Here is a 15368-nt window from a genome sequence, read left to right on the forward strand (position 1 = left end):
ACGCAACTCATGGCGAAGATCCTGAAGTTCGATGAGGACGCCCGTCGCGCCCTCGAGCGCGGCGTCAACAAGCTTGCGGACACCGTCAAGGTGACGATCGGCCCCCGTGGTCGCAACGTCGTCATCGACAAGAAGTTCGGTGCTCCGACCATCACCAACGACGGTGTCACGATCGCCCGCGAGGTCGAGGTCGAGGACCCGTACGAGAACCTGGGCGCCCAGCTCGTCAAGGAGGTGGCGACCAAGACCAACGACATCGCGGGTGACGGCACCACCACCGCGACCGTGCTGGCCCAGGCCCTGGTCCGCGAGGGCCTGAAGAACGTGGCCGCCGGCGCCTCCCCGGCCGCCCTCAAGAAGGGCATCGACGCGGCGGTCAAGGCCGTCTCGGACGACCTGCTGGCCACCGCCCGCCCCATCGACGAGAAGTCCGACATCGCCGCCGTGGCCGCGCTGTCCGCGCAGGACAAGCAGGTCGGCGAGCTGATCGCCGAGGCGATGGACAAGGTCGGCAAGGACGGTGTCATCACCGTCGAGGAGTCCAACACCTTCGGTCTGGAGCTCGACTTCACCGAGGGCATGGCCTTCGACAAGGGCTACCTCTCGCCGTACATGGTCACCGACCAGGAGCGGATGGAGGCCGTCCTCGAGGACCCGTACATCCTGATCCACCAGGGCAAGATCGCCTCGATCCAGGACCTGCTGCCGCTCCTGGAGAAGATCATCCAGGCCAACGCCAGCAAGCCGCTGCTGATCATCGCCGAGGACGTGGAGGGCGAGGCCCTCTCGACCCTCGTCGTCAACAAGATCCGCGGCACCTTCAACGCCGTCGCGGTGAAGGCCCCGGGCTTCGGTGACCGCCGTAAGGCCATGCTCGGCGACATCGCCGCCCTTACGGGCGGCACCGTCATCGCCGAAGAGGTCGGCCTCAAGCTGGACCAGGTCGGCCTGGACGTGCTGGGCACCGCCCGCCGCGTGACCGTCACCAAGGACGACACCACGATCGTCGACGGTGGCGGCAAGGCGGACGAGGTCGCCGGCCGCATCAACCAGATCAAGGCCGAGATCGAGGCCACGGACTCCGACTGGGACCGCGAGAAGCTGCAGGAGCGGCTCGCGAAGCTGGCCGGCGGCGTGTGCGTGATCCGCGTGGGCGCGGCCACCGAGGTCGAGCTCAAGGAGAAGAAGCACCGCCTGGAGGACGCCATCTCCGCGACCCGCGCCGCGGTCGAGGAGGGCATCGTCTCCGGTGGTGGCTCCGCGCTGGTCCACGCCGCGAAGGTGCTGGAGAACAGCCTGGGCCTGGAGGGCGACGAGGCCACCGGTGTCGCGGTCGTCCGCCGCGCCGCGGTCGAGCCGCTGCGCTGGATCGCCGAGAACGCCGGTCTCGAGGGCTACGTCATCACCTCGAAGGTCGCCGAGCTCCAGAAGGGCCACGGCTACAACGCGGCCACCGAGGAGTACGGCGACCTGGTGAAGGCCGGCGTCATCGACCCGGTCAAGGTCACCCGCTCCGCGCTGGAGAACGCGGCGTCGATCGCCTCGCTGCTGCTCACCACCGAGACGCTGGTGGTGGAGAAGCCGGCCGAGGAAGAGGCTGGCGCCGGGGGCCACGGCCACGGTCACTCGCACTGACGCACTTGCGTTTGCGCGTCGCTCTGCTGTGCCGAAGGCGCGGCCGCCCTGGGGCGGCCGCGCCTTCGCTGTTCGTTCCGCGGCGGGTGCGCGGTCGGTTGTGTGGTGGGTGGCGGGGGCGGGGCCTCCGGTGCGGCGTCCTGGACCGCATATTTACGGCCTGCCCGCCGGAGTGAATTCAGCCCCTCCGGCGTTTGAGGAGCGGAGCCCCGGCGGGGTGAGGGGGCGGAGCCCCCTCTTTCGGGAAGGGGCGGGGTGGGGGCTGTCCGCCGGAGGCGCCCACGGTCCGCACTCGCCGGTGGCCCCGGGCGCCTGTTCGTCTCGTGTTCGGCCCGGGGGCGCGGGTAATCCCGGGAGGGTCATGCCTTGGCCGGGGGGCGGCCGACCTTGGAGGAGAGGGTGGAGATGGCCGAGCGTGGGGCCAGTTTGGCCAGGCTTGTCATCGCCTTGTAGCGCGGGTCCGGGATGGACAGCGACTTGCCTCGGGCGAAGTCCTTCAGGGCCGCCGTGACCAGTCGGTCCGCGTCCAGCCACATCCAGCTCGGCACACTCTCCCGCCTGATTCCCGCTCGCGCGTGGAACTCCGTACGGACGAACCCCGGGCACAGCGCCATCAGCCGTACGCCCGCGCTCGCCAGGTCCTTCGCCGCGCCCTGTGTGAACTGCACGACCCACGCCTTGCTCGCCCCGTAGGTGCCGCGCGGGAAGAAGGCCGCGATCGAGGCCACGTTGATCACTCCGCCGCGGCCGCGGCTGCGCATCGTTTCGGCGCCCGCGCTGGTCAGCCGCAGCACCGCCTCGCAATGCAGCTTCAGCATCCGCAGCTCATCGGTGATCGGCACCTCCAGATAGCGGTCGCGGTTACCGAAACCGGCGTTGTTGACGAGCAGATCGACCGGGTGGGTGCGGTCCCGGAGCCGGTCCTCGACCGCAGCGATTCCGTCATCCTCGGACAGATCCGCCACCAGCACGTCGGCCTCCACGCCGTGCCGGTCGTGCAGATCCGCCGCCTGCTCCCGCAGCCGCTTCTCGTCGCGTGCGACGAGCACCAGATTGTGCCCGTCGGCGGCGAGCCGGCCCGCGAAGGCGGCCCCGATGCCCGCGGTGGTTCCGGTAATCAATGCAGTCGTCATACGCGCACGTTATCGGCCGCGGCAGGCCCCGGCGGACCGCCGAGCGGGACCGTGAGCGATCTGGGCCGGAATGAACACTTCCGTCAGCGGGACCGGTACTTGAGGGCGGCCTCCCGCGCCTCCGGATGCAGTGCGTCGCCCGCCACCAGCACCCTCGGCAGCAGCTCCCGCTCCGTGGTCTCGGCGCGGAAGAGGAAGGCGACCGTCACCTCGTGGTCGGGCCGGTGCACGATCTCGACGGGGTCACCCGAGCGGATCTCGCCGGGTTCGAGCACTCGCAGATACGCCCCGGGGACGGCGGCCTGGGTGAACCGCTTGACCCATCCCCGCTCGCCCAGCCACCCCGCGAACGTACGGCAGGGGATGCGCGGTGACGTCACCTCCAGCAGCAGCTCGCTCCCCACCCGCCAGCGCTCGCCGATGAGGGCGCCGCTGACGTCGATGCCGCTGGTGGTGAGGTTCTCGCCGAAGACGCCGTTGGCCAGCTCGCGGCCCAGCTCCTGTTGCCAGACGTCGAGGTCCTCCCGGGCGTAGGCGTAGACGGCCTGGTCGTCGCCGCCGTGGTGGCGGGTGTCGCAGACCGTGTCACCGGACAGACCGCCGGCGCCCTGGCCCTTCGGCCCCGGGGCCGCGACCCGTACCGGGCGCTCGACGGGCCGCTTGTCGATACCGGTGCCGGTGGGCCAGTCGGTGTAATCGGTCGGCGTCGCGCGGCCCAGATTCACCGTGAGAACGGCTGGAGTTTGCAGCATGACCCGCACCGTAGGGCAGTGCGGTCAAAGCGTCGACGTAATATCCCGACCCATCCCCAAGGGCCGCTTATGCTCGGAGGCATGATCGAGGCCCGCCATCTCAGGGTGCTGCGCGCGGTGGCCGCCACCGGTTCCTTCTCCGCCGCCGCCCGTGAGCTGGGCTGCACCCAGCCCGCCGTCAGCCAGCAGATGAAGGCCCTGGAGGGCGCCGCGGGCACTCCGTTGCTGATCCGCAGCGGGCGGGAGATGCGGCTGACCGAGGCGGGCCGGGCGCTGGTGCGGCATGCCACCGGGATCCTGGCCGGGCTGACCGCCGCCGAGGAGGAGGTCGCGGCGATCGCCGGGCTGCGGGCGGGCCGGGTGCGGCTGGTGTCCTTCCCCAGCGGCAGCTCGACCCTGGTGCCCATGGCGCTCGCCGAGATGCGCGCGGCGCATCCGGGGACCCGGGTCTCGCTGGTGGAGGCCGAGCCGCCGGGCTCGGTGGAGATGCTGCGCTCGGGCGACTGCGAGATCGCGCTGGCCTTCCGGTATCCGCAGATGAGCGAGGAGGCTTCGGGTGAGTGGGACGATCTGGTCCTGCGGCCGCTGCTGAACGACCGGCTGGTGGGCGTGGTGCCGGAGGGGCACAAGCTCGCGGGCGCCGGGGCGGTGGGGATCGCCGAGCTGGCCGGGGAGCCGTGGATCGCGGGCTGTCCGCGCTGCCGGGGCCATCTGGTGGAGGTGTGCGAATCCGAGGGGTTCACGCCGCGGATCGACTTCGCGACGGACGACTATCCGACGGTCATCGGCCTGGTCGGGGCCGGGCTGGGGGTCGCGGTGCTGCCCGAGCTGGCGCTGGAGTCCGTACGGGCCAAGGGTGCCACGACGCTGGAGGTCGAACCTGCGGTGCGCCGGGAAGTGGTGGCGCTGACCCTGCCCGACCTCGCCCGCGTCCCGGCGGTGGCGGCGACGCTGGACCGGCTGGAGCAGGCGGCCCGCAGATGAGCGCCGGGCACTCGCGCACCGGGTGGTGGCAGAAGGAACGTTTCTTCGATTGGCTGCGACCGGGCTCCGATCAGGATCCGGGGGCCCCGGTGCCGGCGACCGCTCGGTGGCGTGCCCGCCCCATGAGCTCCTCGCGCTCGTCCTCGGTCAGTCCGCCCCACACTCCGTAAGGCTCGCGTACGGCGAGGGCGTGCGCGGCGCACTGCGCTCGTACCGGGCAGCGCATGCACACCTCTTTCGCCGACATCTCGCGTGCGCTGCGGGCAGCGCCGCGCTCCCCCTCCGGGTGGAAGAAGAGCGAGCTGTCGACCCCGCGACACGCGGCCAGGAGCTGCCAGTCCCACAGGTCGGCATTCGGGCCGGGAAGACGGGAGAAATCTGCCATTGCCTTATCTCCTCGATGCGATCGGCTGCGGACGCTGCGTCCTGGGTCGTACACCTACGGTGTAAGTAGATGTAAATATGACTCATTGCGAATCTAGCCACACAGACCGGCAAATTGGAAGCAAGGTCGCCAAATGCCACCGAAGGGACTGCCTCGGGGGCTGCCCTATGGGGGAGACGCGAAGGGCGCGACCTGTGCGACGAAGCTGCTCCGTGTCCGCGCCCTCACGTAGAGTGTCGAAGGTGGCCGCCGAACCCCGTAACTCTTTCGGGTGACCGTCGTTGAGAGTGCGGAGGCGGTTGATGAGTGAAGCTCTCGGACAGATATCCGGGGCTGTCAATCGCTCAGGTGACGATATGTACCAGCCTGGAGGCTCAAGGTGACGCGCATCAGCTGCGGAGGACGGCCATGACATCCGTCCTCGTCTGCGACGACTCCCCGCTTGCCCGAGAGGCGCTGCGCCGTGCGGTGGCGACCGTGCCCGGCGTCGAGCGTGTGACGACGGCGGCCAACGGCGAGGAAGTCCTCCGCCGCTGGGGCGCCGACCGCTCGGATCTGATTCTGATGGACGTACGGATGCCCGGTCTCGGCGGGGTCGAGACCGTGCGGCGGCTGCTCTCCGCCGACCCGGGCGCCCGGATCATCATGCTCACGGTCGCCGAGGACCTCGACGGCGTCGCGCTGGCCGTGGCCGCCGGCGCCCGTGGCTATCTGCACAAGGACGCCTCGCGCGCCGAGCTGCGCGCCACCGTGACACAGGCGCTCGCCGACCCCACCTGGCGGCTGGCCCCGCGCCGGTTGCGCTCGGCCGAGATGGGCGCCGCGCCCACCCTCACCGCGCGGGAGATCCAGGTGCTCGAGGGCATGAGCCACGGCCGCTCCAATGCGGAGATCGGCCGTGAGCTGTTCCTGTCCGAGGACACGGTCAAGACGCATGCACGCCGGCTGTTCAAGAAGCTCGGCGCGTCCGACCGGGCCCATGCGGTGGCCCTCGGGTTCCGCTGGGGTCTGGTCCGCTGACTCGGCCACGACCGTTCTGACGTGCTGCGCAGCGGGGGCGCTACGGTCCCCGCCCGCCGGGCGGCGGGCGGGGCGAGAGCGTGCGCGGCGGGCCCTGTCGCGGTGGCCTGTACCAGTTCCCCGCGCTATGCCGCATCCTTGAAGGTGTGGAGTTCCTCGGGGACGAGTCGGTCGGGCGTGAGGGGAGAGCGCAGGACGTGACGACAGCCGGCGCACCTGCTCATAACGCTTCAGCGCACAACTACGGACGCGGTGCCACAGAGCCACCGGGCCCGAGGCACCATGGATGGATGCCGCGCGACGACGAGAACCCAGGAGCCGCCAAGGGCGCTCCCGGGGGCACGGGGCCGATCGGCGCCCTCGTCGGGCGCGCCGTCGAAGGGGACGAGCAGGCCACTCATGACCTGCTGGCCCTGGTCCATCCGCTGGCCCTGCGGTACTGCCGCACGAGGCTGTCCCGACTTCCGGGTGATGCCCGCCACTTCGTGGACGACCTGGCGCAGGAGGTCTGTCTCGCGGTGCTGTGCGCGCTGCCGCGCTACCGCGACACCGGAAAGCCCTTCGAGGCGTTCGTCGTGGCCATCGCCTCCCATAAGGTCGCCGATCTGCAGCGGGCCGCCATGCGCCACCCGGGCTCCACGGCCGTCCCCTCGGACGAGATGCCGGAGCAGCCGGACGATTCGCTGGGGCCCGAGGAGCGGGCGCTGCTCAGCAGCGACGCGGAATGGGCCAAGAAGCTCCTGGCCAACCTCCCGGAGCACCAGCGCGAGCTGGTGCTGCTGAGGGTCGCGGTCGGGCTGACGGCGGAGGAGACCGGGCAGATGCTCGGCATGTCCCCCGGAGCGGTGCGGGTCGCCCAGCACCGGGCCCTGAGCAGGCTGCGCGCGCTCGCCGAGCAGTGAGCCGAGGGCCTGCCGGTCCCCGGTCGCGCTCGTTACCTCGTTGTGCCTTCCGCGTTCAGCAGCTCACTGAGAAGTTATCCACAAGGCGGAATGAGGCACTCGGGGAGCCCGTTAGCATGGGAGTCCGCGCTGGGGCAAGACCATTTGGAAGGGTGTCATGACTGACAACGTCGACGGAGTGCCTGAGAAGTTCGCCATGCTCGGGCTGACGTACGACGACGTGCTGCTGCTGCCGGGCGCCTCCGAGGTGCTGCCGAACGCGGTCGACACCTCGTCCAGGGTCTCTCGGAATGTCCGGGTGAATGTGCCCCTGCTGTCCGCCGCCATGGACAAGGTCACCGAGTCCCGGATGGCCATCGCCATGGCCCGGCAGGGCGGGGTGGGCGTGCTCCACCGCAATCTGTCCATCGAGGACCAGGCCAACCAGGTCGACCTGGTCAAGCGCTCCGAGTCCGGCATGGTCACCGACCCGATCACGGTCCGGCCGGACGCCACGCTGCACGAGGCGGACGCGCTGTGCGCGAAGTTCCGCATCAGCGGTGTGCCGGTCACGGACGCGGTGGGCAAGCTGCTCGGCATCGTCACCAACCGTGACATGGCCTTCGAGGTCGACCGGGGCCGCCAGGTCCGCGAGGTCATGACCCCGATGCCGCTGGTCACCGGCAAGGTGGGGATCTCCGGCGAGGACGCGATGCAGTTGCTGCGCCGCCACAAGATCGAGAAGCTGCCGCTGGTCGATGACGCGGGCGTGCTCAAGGGCCTGATCACGGTCAAGGACTTCGTGAAGGCGGAGAAGTATCCCCACGCGGCGAAGGACGCGGGCGGCCGGCTGGTCGTCGGTGCCGCCGTCGGCGTCGGCGACGAGGCGTACGAGCGGGCGCAGGCGCTGGTCGAGGCCGGCGCCGACTTCCTGGTCGTGGACAGCGCGCACGGCCACAGCCGGGGCATCCTCGACATGATCGCCAAGGTCAAGTCCAATATCTCGGTCGATGTGGTGGGCGGCAATGTCGCCACCCGGGACGGCGCCCAGGCGCTGATCGACGCGGGTGTGGACGGGGTGAAGGTCGGCGTCGGCCCGGGCTCCATCTGCACCACGCGCGTGGTCGCGGGCATCGGCGTGCCGCAGGTGACGGCGATCTACGAAGCGGCGCGGGCCTGCCATGCGGCCGGGGTGCCGCTGATCGGCGACGGCGGCCTGCAGTACTCGGGCGATATCGCCAAGGCCATCGCCGCCGGTGCGGACACGGTGATGCTCGGCAGCCTGCTGGCCGGCTGCGAGGAGTCGCCGGGCGAGATGGTCTTCATCAGCGGTAAGCAGTTCAAGTCCTACCGGGGCATGGGTTCGCTGGGCGCGATGCAGACGCGCGGCCAGGCCCGCTCGTTCTCCAAGGACCGCTACTTCCAGGACAACGTGCTCTCCGAGGACAAGCTGGTCCCCGAGGGCATCGAGGGCCAGGTGCCCTACCGCGGTCCGCTGGCCTCGGTCGCGCACCAGCTGGTGGGCGGTCTGCGGGCGTCGATGGGTTATGTCGGCTCGGCCAATGTGGCGGAGCTGAAGGAGAAGGGCCGCTTCGTGCGGATCACCTCGGCGGGTCTCAAGGAGAGCCACCCGCACGACATCCAGATGACCACCGAGGCGCCGAACTACTCCGGCCGTTGACCCGCGCCGTTCACCCGGGCGACCCTGCGCAGGTCCGGGCAGGGATACTGGGACGGCTGTTCGTGAACAGGGAAAGGCACCCACGTGACTGAGATCGAGATCGGGCGCGGCAAGCGCGGCCGCAGGGCGTACGCGTTCGACGACATCGCCGTTGTGCCGAGTCGTCGCACCCGGGACCCCAAGGAGGTCTCGATCGCCTGGCAGATCGATGCCTACCGCTTCGAGCTGCCGTTCCTGGCCGCGCCGATGGACTCCGTGGTCTCGCCCCGCACCGCGATCCGCATCGGTGAGCTCGGCGGCCTCGGGGTGCTGAACCTGGAAGGGCTCTGGACCCGTTACGAGGACCCGGAGCCGCTGCTGGCGGAGATCGCCGAGCTGGACGAGCGCACCGCGACCACCCGGATGCAGGAGATCTACGCCGAGCCGATCAAGGAGGAGCTGATCGGCCAGCGCCTGAAGGAGGTGCGGGACGCGGGCGTGGTGACCGCCGCCGCCCTGTCCCCGCAGCGCACGGCGCAGTTCTCCAAGGCCGTGGTGGACGCGGGCGTCGACATCTTCGTGATCCGCGGCACCACGGTCTCCGCCGAGCATGTCTCCGGCGCCGCCGAGCCGCTCAACCTCAAGCAGTTCATCTATGAGCTGGATGTTCCGGTGATCGTGGGCGGCTGCGCCACCTACACGGCCGCGCTGCATCTGATGCGCACCGGCGCCGCCGGTGTGCTGGTGGGCTTCGGCGGCGGCGCCGCGCACACCACCCGCAATGTGCTGGGCATCCAGGTGCCGATGGCGACGGCGGTCGCCGATGTCGCCGCCGCCCGCCGGGATTACATGGACGAGTCCGGCGGCCGCTATGTGCATGTGATCGCCGATGGCGGCGTCGGCTGGAGCGGCGATCTGCCGAAGGCCGTCGCCTGCGGCGCGGACGCGGTGATGATGGGCTCCCCGCTGGCGCGGGCCACGGACGCACCGGGCCGCGGTCACCACTGGGGCATGGAGGCCGTGCACGACGAGGTGCCGCGCGGCAAGCGGATGAACCTGGGCACGGTGGGCTCCACCGAGGAGATCCTCCTCGGCCCCTCCTCCATCCCCGACGGTTCGATGAACTTCTTCGGTGCGCTGCGCCGGGCCATGGCCACGACCGGCTACTCGGAGCTGAAGGAGTTCCAGCGGGTCGAGGTCACGGTCGCCCCGTCGGCCCGCGACAAGAGCTGAGCCTGCTGCACGGCTGTTCTTCAGCAAGGGGAAGGCCCCGACCGCATCGCGGTCGGGGCCTTCCTTTATCTCTCTTGTGTCGCCGTGCGCGCGTCGCGCGTGGGGTCAGCGGTTGCTGATGCGGTAGGCGGTGCTGACTGCGGCGACTGGCGCGAGTGCCATGAAAATGTAGGTCATGGCGTCGGAGTCGTCCTTCCAGCCGTCGAACAGTCCGCCACCCGGCATGCCCTTGACCAGGGGGGTGTTGAAATGCTGGAAGAAGATCTCAGACGCGGACATCGGCTTCATGCCGATGGACTGCAACTGGTCCGCATTCTTGTCCAGGAGATCGCTCATGATCATGGCGTAGCCGTAGAGCTCGCCCAGGAACACTGCGGCCAGGGCCAGAACCGCGCCGACCACCCAGAGCGCCGGGTTCCGGCCGCCGAACTTGGCAACAAGAAAGCCGATGAGGGCACCCACGATCACGCCGGCATAGGCGAACTGCGTGACCTTCACCTCCGGGCCGTCCGTGTCCGCCATCGCGCTCAGCAGGAACGCGTAGAGGAACGCGCCGACGAGAGTGGCCACGATGGCGGCACCCACCGCCAGCATCGGGTTGCCCGGACGGCCGACCGGCGGCGCGGGCGGCGGGAAGCCGCCGCCGTACTGCTGCTGGGGCTGCTGCGGCTGCTGGGGCTGCCCCTGCGGGTAGCCGTAGCCCGGCTGCGGGGTGCCGTAGCCACCGGCCTGCTGAGGCGGGGCGGGCTGCTGCGGGTAACCGCCGGGCTGCTGTGGGTAGCCACCCGGCTGCTGTGGCTGCTGCCAGTTCTGGCTCATGGAATTCCCCCGAGGATGAAGGTGTTGAGACCGCGTTCCGGGGACAGTCGAGCTGATGAGCGGCTGCGGGCTGGGAACGCGGGTGGAAACTATCGAGCCATAAAAGTAACAGGCAGGCATGACAATCAGACAAGTCGTGTCTGTCGTCCGTGACATGGCTGGGACCGGACGGAGACACGCTGGCCCGGCATATGCGGATTTCGTCGGCCGCTACTCGGTGATCCGCTTCGCGACGAGGTAACTCTCCGCGCCGGCCACGGCGTAGAAGGTGATGTCGTTGCGCCCCAGGATGTCAGCGCGCCAGTGGTCCATGACCAGGCCGAAGTGCCCGATCAGGGTGTCCGTGGTGGGCCAGGAGCTTTCGTCCCCCATCAGCACCGCGACGCCGAGCAGTTGCGCCAGCGAGACGCCTGCCACCGCGAGCGGTATGCCGATGAGTGCCAGTAGCGGCGCGCGGCCGCCCAGCTTGCCCAGCGCGGCGCCGGTCAACAGCCCGATGCACAGCGCCCAGTAGCCGACCTCCTGGCCGCGGTGGCCGATTTTCCCCTGGATGAAGCCGAAGACCAGCGCCCCGAGCAGCGCCGCCGCGATGCCCGCCGCGAGACCACGGGCCGGTCGTGGGGCCTGAGCTGCGGAAGGTGCGGACGCGATCATGACCGCAAGGTAGCAGTGGCATAGCCGTACGGTGGTGCGAATGACATCAGTGCCGGGACAGAATCCGGCATAAGCAATAATGTCAACTTATGGCGCAGAACAAGTCGTTCAATGGGCGTGACATGGGTATCGACCTCGGCACCGCCAACACACTGGTGTACGTACGGGGCAGGGGCATCGTGCTCAATGAGCCGTCGGTTGTGGCAGTGAACACAGCCGACGGCAGTGTGCTGTCGGTGGGCACGGCGGCCAAGGAGACCATGGGGCGGACGCCGGCGAACATCGTCGCCGTGCGACCGCTGCGCGATGGCGTGATCGCCGATTTCGAGATCGCCGAGCGCATGCTGCGGTACTTCATCAAGAAGGTGATGGGCAGCCGCCGGCTCGCCCGTCCCCGTGTGGTCGTCTGCGTGCCCTCCGGGATCACGGGCGTTGAGCGGCGCGCGGTGATGGAGGCCGCCACCCAGGCCGGGGCGCGTCAGGTGCATCTGGTCGAGGAGCCCATCGCGGCGGCGATCGGGGCGGGACTGCCGGTGAGCGAGCCGACCGGCTGCATGGTCGTCGACATCGGCGGCGGTACGACGGAGGTCGCCGTGGTCTCGCTGGGCGGCATCGTCACGGCGCGGTCGGTGCGTACCGCGGGCGACTCCATGGACGTGGCGATCACCTCCTATGTGAAGAAGCAGTACGCGCTGGCGATCGGTGAGCGGACCGCCGAGGAGATCAAGGTCTCCATCGGATCCGCCTCGCCCGCCGGGTCGCTGTCCGTGCCCCGGGTGTCGGAGGCCGTCCGGCGGCCCGAGCGGAATGTCGAGGTGTTCATCCCGGGCCAGAGCGAGGACCCCGAGGACACCCAGGCGCTGCTGCCGCCGGACCGCTGCACCATCCGCGGCCGCGACCAGGCGACCGGGCTGCCCAAGGTGCTCGAACTGACCGCGGACGAGGTACGGCACGCCCTCTCCGAGCCGGTGGACAGCATCGTCGCGGCGGTGCGGTCCACGCTCGACGAGACCCCGCCCGAGCTGGCGGGCGACATCATGGACCGCGGCATCGTGCTGACCGGCGGCGGTGCCCTGTTGCGTGGCCTGGACGTACGGCTGGGGCGCGAGCTGAACATCCCGGTGCTGGTGGCCGACGACCCGCTGGACTGTGTCGCCATCGGCACCGGCCGCTGTGTGGAGGACTTCGCCTCACTGCGCACCGCGATGGACGCACGGCCTCGCCGGCCGGACACGGTGCGGGTGTGATGCTTCGGGGCTGCGCCGTGTGGGTGTGAGGGTTCGGGCCGCGCCGCGTGGGTGCGAGGCTTCCGGGCCGCGCCGTGCAGGTGACCCTCCGCGGGCCGGACACTGTGTGGCTGACGCCCCGGGATCGCATCGTGCGGGTGTGACGTCTCGGGCCGTGCGGTGCTGGCGTGATGCCTCGGGGCACAGCCTCGGGATCGCACCGTACGGGTGTGATGCCCCGGGGCCACCTCGTGCGGGTGTGACGTCTCGGGCCGTGCGGTGCTGGCGTGATGCCTCGGGCCGCGCCGTGCCGGTGAGACGCCCCGGGGCGGGCCCGCAGGGGCTTCCAGGGCCGCGGTCCACCAAGGCCCCTCCCCGGGGCGGGGGTCTTGAGAGTGCGGCATCGTCCCCGGCGTGGTGGGCTGGTGACACCGCGTCGGTCCCGTGCGGCGCGGGCGGACGGCAGACGCGGGCGTCGAGGTGGTGGTCGTGGGGTGCGGCGGGACGTACGGGCGGGCGGTCGTCGCGACCGTCACCACGATCCTGGTCGCGATCACTTCCGTACCGGTGACGCCCACCGGGTCCGCCGAGGCCGTGGGCCCGGCGCCCGGCCGCGGGACGTATGGCGTCACCGCGGCGCAGGGCCGGTCGCGGGCGTATGGCGTCACCGCGGCGCAGGGCCGGTCGCGGGCGTACGGCGTCACCGCGGCGCAGGGCCGGTCGCGGGCGTACGGCGTCACCGCGGCGCAGGGCCCGTCGCGTTCGTACGGCGTCACGACAGCGCAGGGCCGGTCGCGGGCGTATGGCGTCACCGCGGCGCAGAGCCCCTCGCGGTCGTACGGCGTCACCCCGGCACAGAGCCACTCGCGGTCGTACCCCGTGTCCGTCGAACTGGCCTCCCTCACCCCCGCGGTGATCCGCCAGGGTGGCGACCTGAGGATCACCGGGCGGGTCACCAATACCTCCGGGCGGCGTCTCGGCCCCGCGCATATCGGGGTGCGGATCGGCGCGTCCGGCGCGATCGACACCCGCGGCGGGCTCTCCGCCGTGGCCCGCCGCGCGCCTCTGACCCGGGCCGACGGCCCCGAGGTGCCCGGCCGCACGGCCCGTCTCGCCGCGCTGCCGACCGGCGCCGAGCGCGGCTTCCGGCTCACCGTGCCCGTCCCCGACCTGGAGCTGGACGACGCCGGGGCGTACGCGCTCACCGTGGACGTCGTCCGCGAGGGCGGTCCCGGCGCCGGGACGGTGCTCGGGCTGACCCGCGCCCATCTGTCCGCCTACCCCGACGCCACGCGGCTGGAGCCGCTGCGCACCACCGTGCTGTGGCCGGTCCTCGACATCCCGCGGATGGAGGCGCTGACCCTGCGCACCCAGGACAGCGTGCTGCCCGTTTTCCGCGACGACGAGCTGACCGCCGCCTTCGGGCCGGGCGGCCGGTTGCGGCGGCTGGTGGAGATGGGCAAGGGACAGCCGGTCACCTGGGTCCTCGATCCGGATCTGATCGTCCAGGCGCGGGCCATGGCGGCCGGGTACCGGGTGGCCCGTACGCCCGGCGACAGCGATCCGCAGGAGGCCACCGAGGGGGAGGGCGGCGAGGCGGCGGCGGACTGGCTGGCCGCGCTCCGCAGGGCGGTCCGGGGCCGGGAGGTGATCGCGCTGCCGTACGCGGACCCGGATCTGGCCTCGCTCGCCCGCGGCGGCGGCGCCCCGCTCGCGAGTCTGCTGCGGCGGGCCTCCCACACCGGCCGCAGCGTGGTGGACCGGGCGCTGGGCGTCCGCGCACGTACCGGTGTGGGCTGGCCCGCGGGCGGTGAGCTGGACGACGGGATCGCCCGGTACGCCAAGGAGCTCGGCCTGGACACGGTGCTCGCCTCCGGCGCCGGGGTGGCCTCCGAGGGCGAGCTGGTCTCCGAAGGGGCCACCGACGACGGCGCCGTCTCGCTCGAGGGCGGGACCACCGCGCTGCGCTACGACGCGGCGATCGCCGCCCAGCTCTTCGCGAGCCACCCGGCCGCGGGTGCCTCCGGCGAGCCCGCCCGGCTGCTGCTGCGGCAGCGGCTGCTGGCCGAGACGCTGACGGCCGCGCGGGAGCTGCCGTACGCCCGGCGCGAGCTGGTGATGGTGCCCCCGCGCCGGATGCCGCTCGCGGTCGCCCGGGTGCTGCTCACGGTGGTGGCCGAGGGCCGGAAGGCGGGGTGGCTGGAACCGGCCGGGTTCACGGCCGCGCTGCGCAAGCCCACGGCGGGGCGGCTGCGGGGCTTCGACGGCTATCCGCTCGCCCGGCACGCCTCCGAGCTGCCGCCCGCCCGGCTCGCGGCGGTGGTCCGGGACCGGCGGCGGATGCGCGCGCTGGCCAAGGTGCTGTCGGACGCGCGGGCCACGGCCGCGTCCGTCCGGGCCGCGCTGGCCCGCTCCGTCGCGACCGCCTGGCGCGCCGACCCGTCGGGCGCGGCCTCGTACCAGCGGGGGGTGTCCCGCTATCTGACCGCATCGATCGCGTCGGTGCGGCTGGTGCCGAAGTCCATGGTGGTGGTGGCCGGGGGCTCGGCGACCATCCCGGTCACCGTCGACAACGGGCTGCAGCAGGACCTCACCGGGGTGGAGCTGCGGGTCCTCTCCAGCCGCCCCGAGCGGCTGAACGCCCGGGACCGCGCGATGCCGGTCCGGGCGTCACGGGCGGTGAGCCGTACGGTGCGGATCCGGGTGAAGGCGTACGCGAACGGCCCGGTGCGGCTGACCGCCCAGCTCTACACCACCGCCGACGGACTGCCCTGGGGCGCGCCGATGACGTTCACGGCGAATGTGCGGTCGGTGCCGTCGGGCGCGGTGATCTTCGTGCTGGGCGGGACGGCGCTGATCGTGCTGGCGGCCGCGTTCCGGCCGCGGCGTGCGGGGCGTGCGCGGCGTGCGGGGCGTCGTTGACAGCGGGGCGAGGCGGAGCCGGAGCAAGTGGCCCTCAGGGGCGTCGGAGCCAGCGGGTCTCGGA

Annotated in this window: 13 protein-coding genes; 8 read left to right on the plus strand and 5 right to left on the minus strand. The window is 71.4% G+C overall.

Annotated features, from left to right (window positions below):
• Positions 1 to 9 precede the first annotated feature (9 nt).
• Positions 10 to 1635: a chaperonin GroEL gene (groL, locus tag STRVI_RS03470; RefSeq protein ID WP_014054229.1), complete on the plus strand. Its 1626-nt coding sequence runs from the start codon at positions 10 to 12 to the stop codon at positions 1633 to 1635.
• Positions 1636 to 1994: 359 nt separating this feature from the next.
• Here the strand turns inward: groL and STRVI_RS03475 are convergent, their stop codons facing one another.
• Positions 1995 to 2768, minus strand: coding sequence for an SDR family NAD(P)-dependent oxidoreductase (locus STRVI_RS03475; RefSeq protein ID WP_014054230.1), 774 nt, complete (start codon positions 2766 to 2768; stop codon positions 1995 to 1997).
• Between the two features lie 83 nt (positions 2769 to 2851).
• Positions 2852 to 3520: an MOSC domain-containing protein gene (locus STRVI_RS03480; protein ID WP_014054231.1), complete on the minus strand. Its 669-nt coding sequence runs from the start codon at positions 3518 to 3520 to the stop codon at positions 2852 to 2854.
• An 81-nt stretch (positions 3521 to 3601) separates the two neighbouring features.
• On the opposite strand from STRVI_RS03480, the gene STRVI_RS03485 reads away from it, so the two are divergent.
• Positions 3602 to 4504 (plus strand): LysR family transcriptional regulator, encoded by a 903-nt coding sequence (locus STRVI_RS03485; RefSeq protein ID WP_043235356.1) that lies wholly within the window; start codon positions 3602 to 3604, stop codon positions 4502 to 4504.
• Between the two features lie 70 nt (positions 4505 to 4574).
• Here the strand turns inward: STRVI_RS03485 and STRVI_RS03490 are convergent, their stop codons facing one another.
• Entirely contained in the window at positions 4575 to 4889 is a 315-nt protein-coding gene (locus STRVI_RS03490) for a WhiB family transcriptional regulator (protein ID WP_014054233.1), read from the minus strand.
• 408 nt (positions 4890 to 5297) lie between these two features.
• On the opposite strand from STRVI_RS03490, the gene STRVI_RS03495 reads away from it, so the two are divergent.
• The 4 genes from STRVI_RS03495 (at position 5298) to STRVI_RS03510 (ending at position 9683) form a co-directional block, all read left to right on the plus strand.
• Positions 5298 to 5909: a response regulator transcription factor gene (locus STRVI_RS03495; RefSeq protein WP_003948568.1), complete on the plus strand. Its 612-nt coding sequence runs from the start codon at positions 5298 to 5300 to the stop codon at positions 5907 to 5909.
• Positions 5910 to 6199: 290 nt separating this feature from the next.
• Complete coding sequence (locus STRVI_RS03500) at positions 6200 to 6811, plus strand: sigma-70 family RNA polymerase sigma factor (protein WP_014054234.1); 612 nt, start codon at positions 6200 to 6202, stop codon at positions 6809 to 6811.
• Between the two features lie 157 nt (positions 6812 to 6968).
• Entirely contained in the window at positions 6969 to 8471 is a 1503-nt protein-coding gene (gene guaB, locus STRVI_RS03505) for an IMP dehydrogenase (protein WP_014054235.1), read from the plus strand.
• Between the two features lie 84 nt (positions 8472 to 8555).
• Positions 8556 to 9683 carry a GuaB3 family IMP dehydrogenase-related protein gene (locus tag STRVI_RS03510; protein WP_014054236.1) on the plus strand — a complete coding sequence of 376 codons (1128 nt, stop codon included), beginning with the start codon at positions 8556 to 8558 and terminating at the stop codon, positions 9681 to 9683.
• A 105-nt stretch (positions 9684 to 9788) separates the two neighbouring features.
• Here STRVI_RS03510 and STRVI_RS03515 read toward each other — a convergent pair whose 3' ends face one another.
• Positions 9789 to 10502 (minus strand): hypothetical protein, encoded by a 714-nt coding sequence (locus STRVI_RS03515; RefSeq protein ID WP_014054237.1) that lies wholly within the window; start codon positions 10500 to 10502, stop codon positions 9789 to 9791.
• 210 nt (positions 10503 to 10712) lie between these two features.
• Complete coding sequence (locus tag STRVI_RS03520) at positions 10713 to 11156, minus strand: hypothetical protein (RefSeq protein ID WP_014054238.1); 444 nt, start codon at positions 11154 to 11156, stop codon at positions 10713 to 10715.
• A gap of 89 nt (positions 11157 to 11245) precedes the next feature.
• Between STRVI_RS03520 and STRVI_RS03525 the strand changes: the two genes are divergently transcribed.
• Positions 11246 to 12403 (plus strand): rod shape-determining protein, encoded by a 1158-nt coding sequence (locus STRVI_RS03525; RefSeq protein ID WP_014054239.1) that lies wholly within the window; start codon positions 11246 to 11248, stop codon positions 12401 to 12403.
• Between the two features lie 423 nt (positions 12404 to 12826).
• On the plus strand, positions 12827 to 15304 hold the full coding sequence (locus STRVI_RS03530) for a DUF6049 family protein (protein ID WP_106685612.1): 2478 nt from the start codon (positions 12827 to 12829) through the stop codon (positions 15302 to 15304).
• Positions 15305 to 15368: the final 64 nt, after the last annotated feature.

The organism is Streptomyces violaceusniger Tu 4113 (assembly GCF_000147815.2).
Lineage (GTDB): Bacteria > Actinomycetota > Actinomycetes > Streptomycetales > Streptomycetaceae > Streptomyces > Streptomyces violaceusniger_A.

Coding starts and splice junctions, on each gene's coding strand:
- STRVI_RS03490 (WP_014054233.1), bottom strand. CDS start 4,889: ATGGCAGATTTCTCCCGTCTTCCCGGCCCGAATGCCGACCTGTGGGAC.
- STRVI_RS03480 (WP_014054231.1), bottom strand. CDS start 3,520: ATGCTGCAAACTCCAGCCGTTCTCACGGTGAATCTGGGCCGCGCGACG.
- STRVI_RS03520 (WP_014054238.1), bottom strand. CDS start 11,156: ATGATCGCGTCCGCACCTTCCGCAGCTCAGGCCCCACGACCGGCCCGT.
- STRVI_RS03525 (WP_014054239.1), top strand. CDS start 11,246: ATGGCGCAGAACAAGTCGTTCAATGGGCGTGACATGGGTATCGACCTC.
- STRVI_RS03495 (WP_003948568.1), top strand. CDS start 5,298: ATGACATCCGTCCTCGTCTGCGACGACTCCCCGCTTGCCCGAGAGGCG.
- STRVI_RS03475 (WP_014054230.1), bottom strand. CDS start 2,768: ATGACGACTGCATTGATTACCGGAACCACCGCGGGCATCGGGGCCGCC.
- STRVI_RS03500 (WP_014054234.1), top strand. CDS start 6,200: ATGCCGCGCGACGACGAGAACCCAGGAGCCGCCAAGGGCGCTCCCGGG.
- groL (WP_014054229.1), top strand. CDS start 10: ATGGCGAAGATCCTGAAGTTCGATGAGGACGCCCGTCGCGCCCTCGAG.
- STRVI_RS03515 (WP_014054237.1), bottom strand. CDS start 10,502: ATGAGCCAGAACTGGCAGCAGCCACAGCAGCCGGGTGGCTACCCACAG.
- STRVI_RS03485 (WP_043235356.1), top strand. CDS start 3,602: ATGATCGAGGCCCGCCATCTCAGGGTGCTGCGCGCGGTGGCCGCCACC.
- guaB (WP_014054235.1), top strand. CDS start 6,969: ATGACTGACAACGTCGACGGAGTGCCTGAGAAGTTCGCCATGCTCGGG.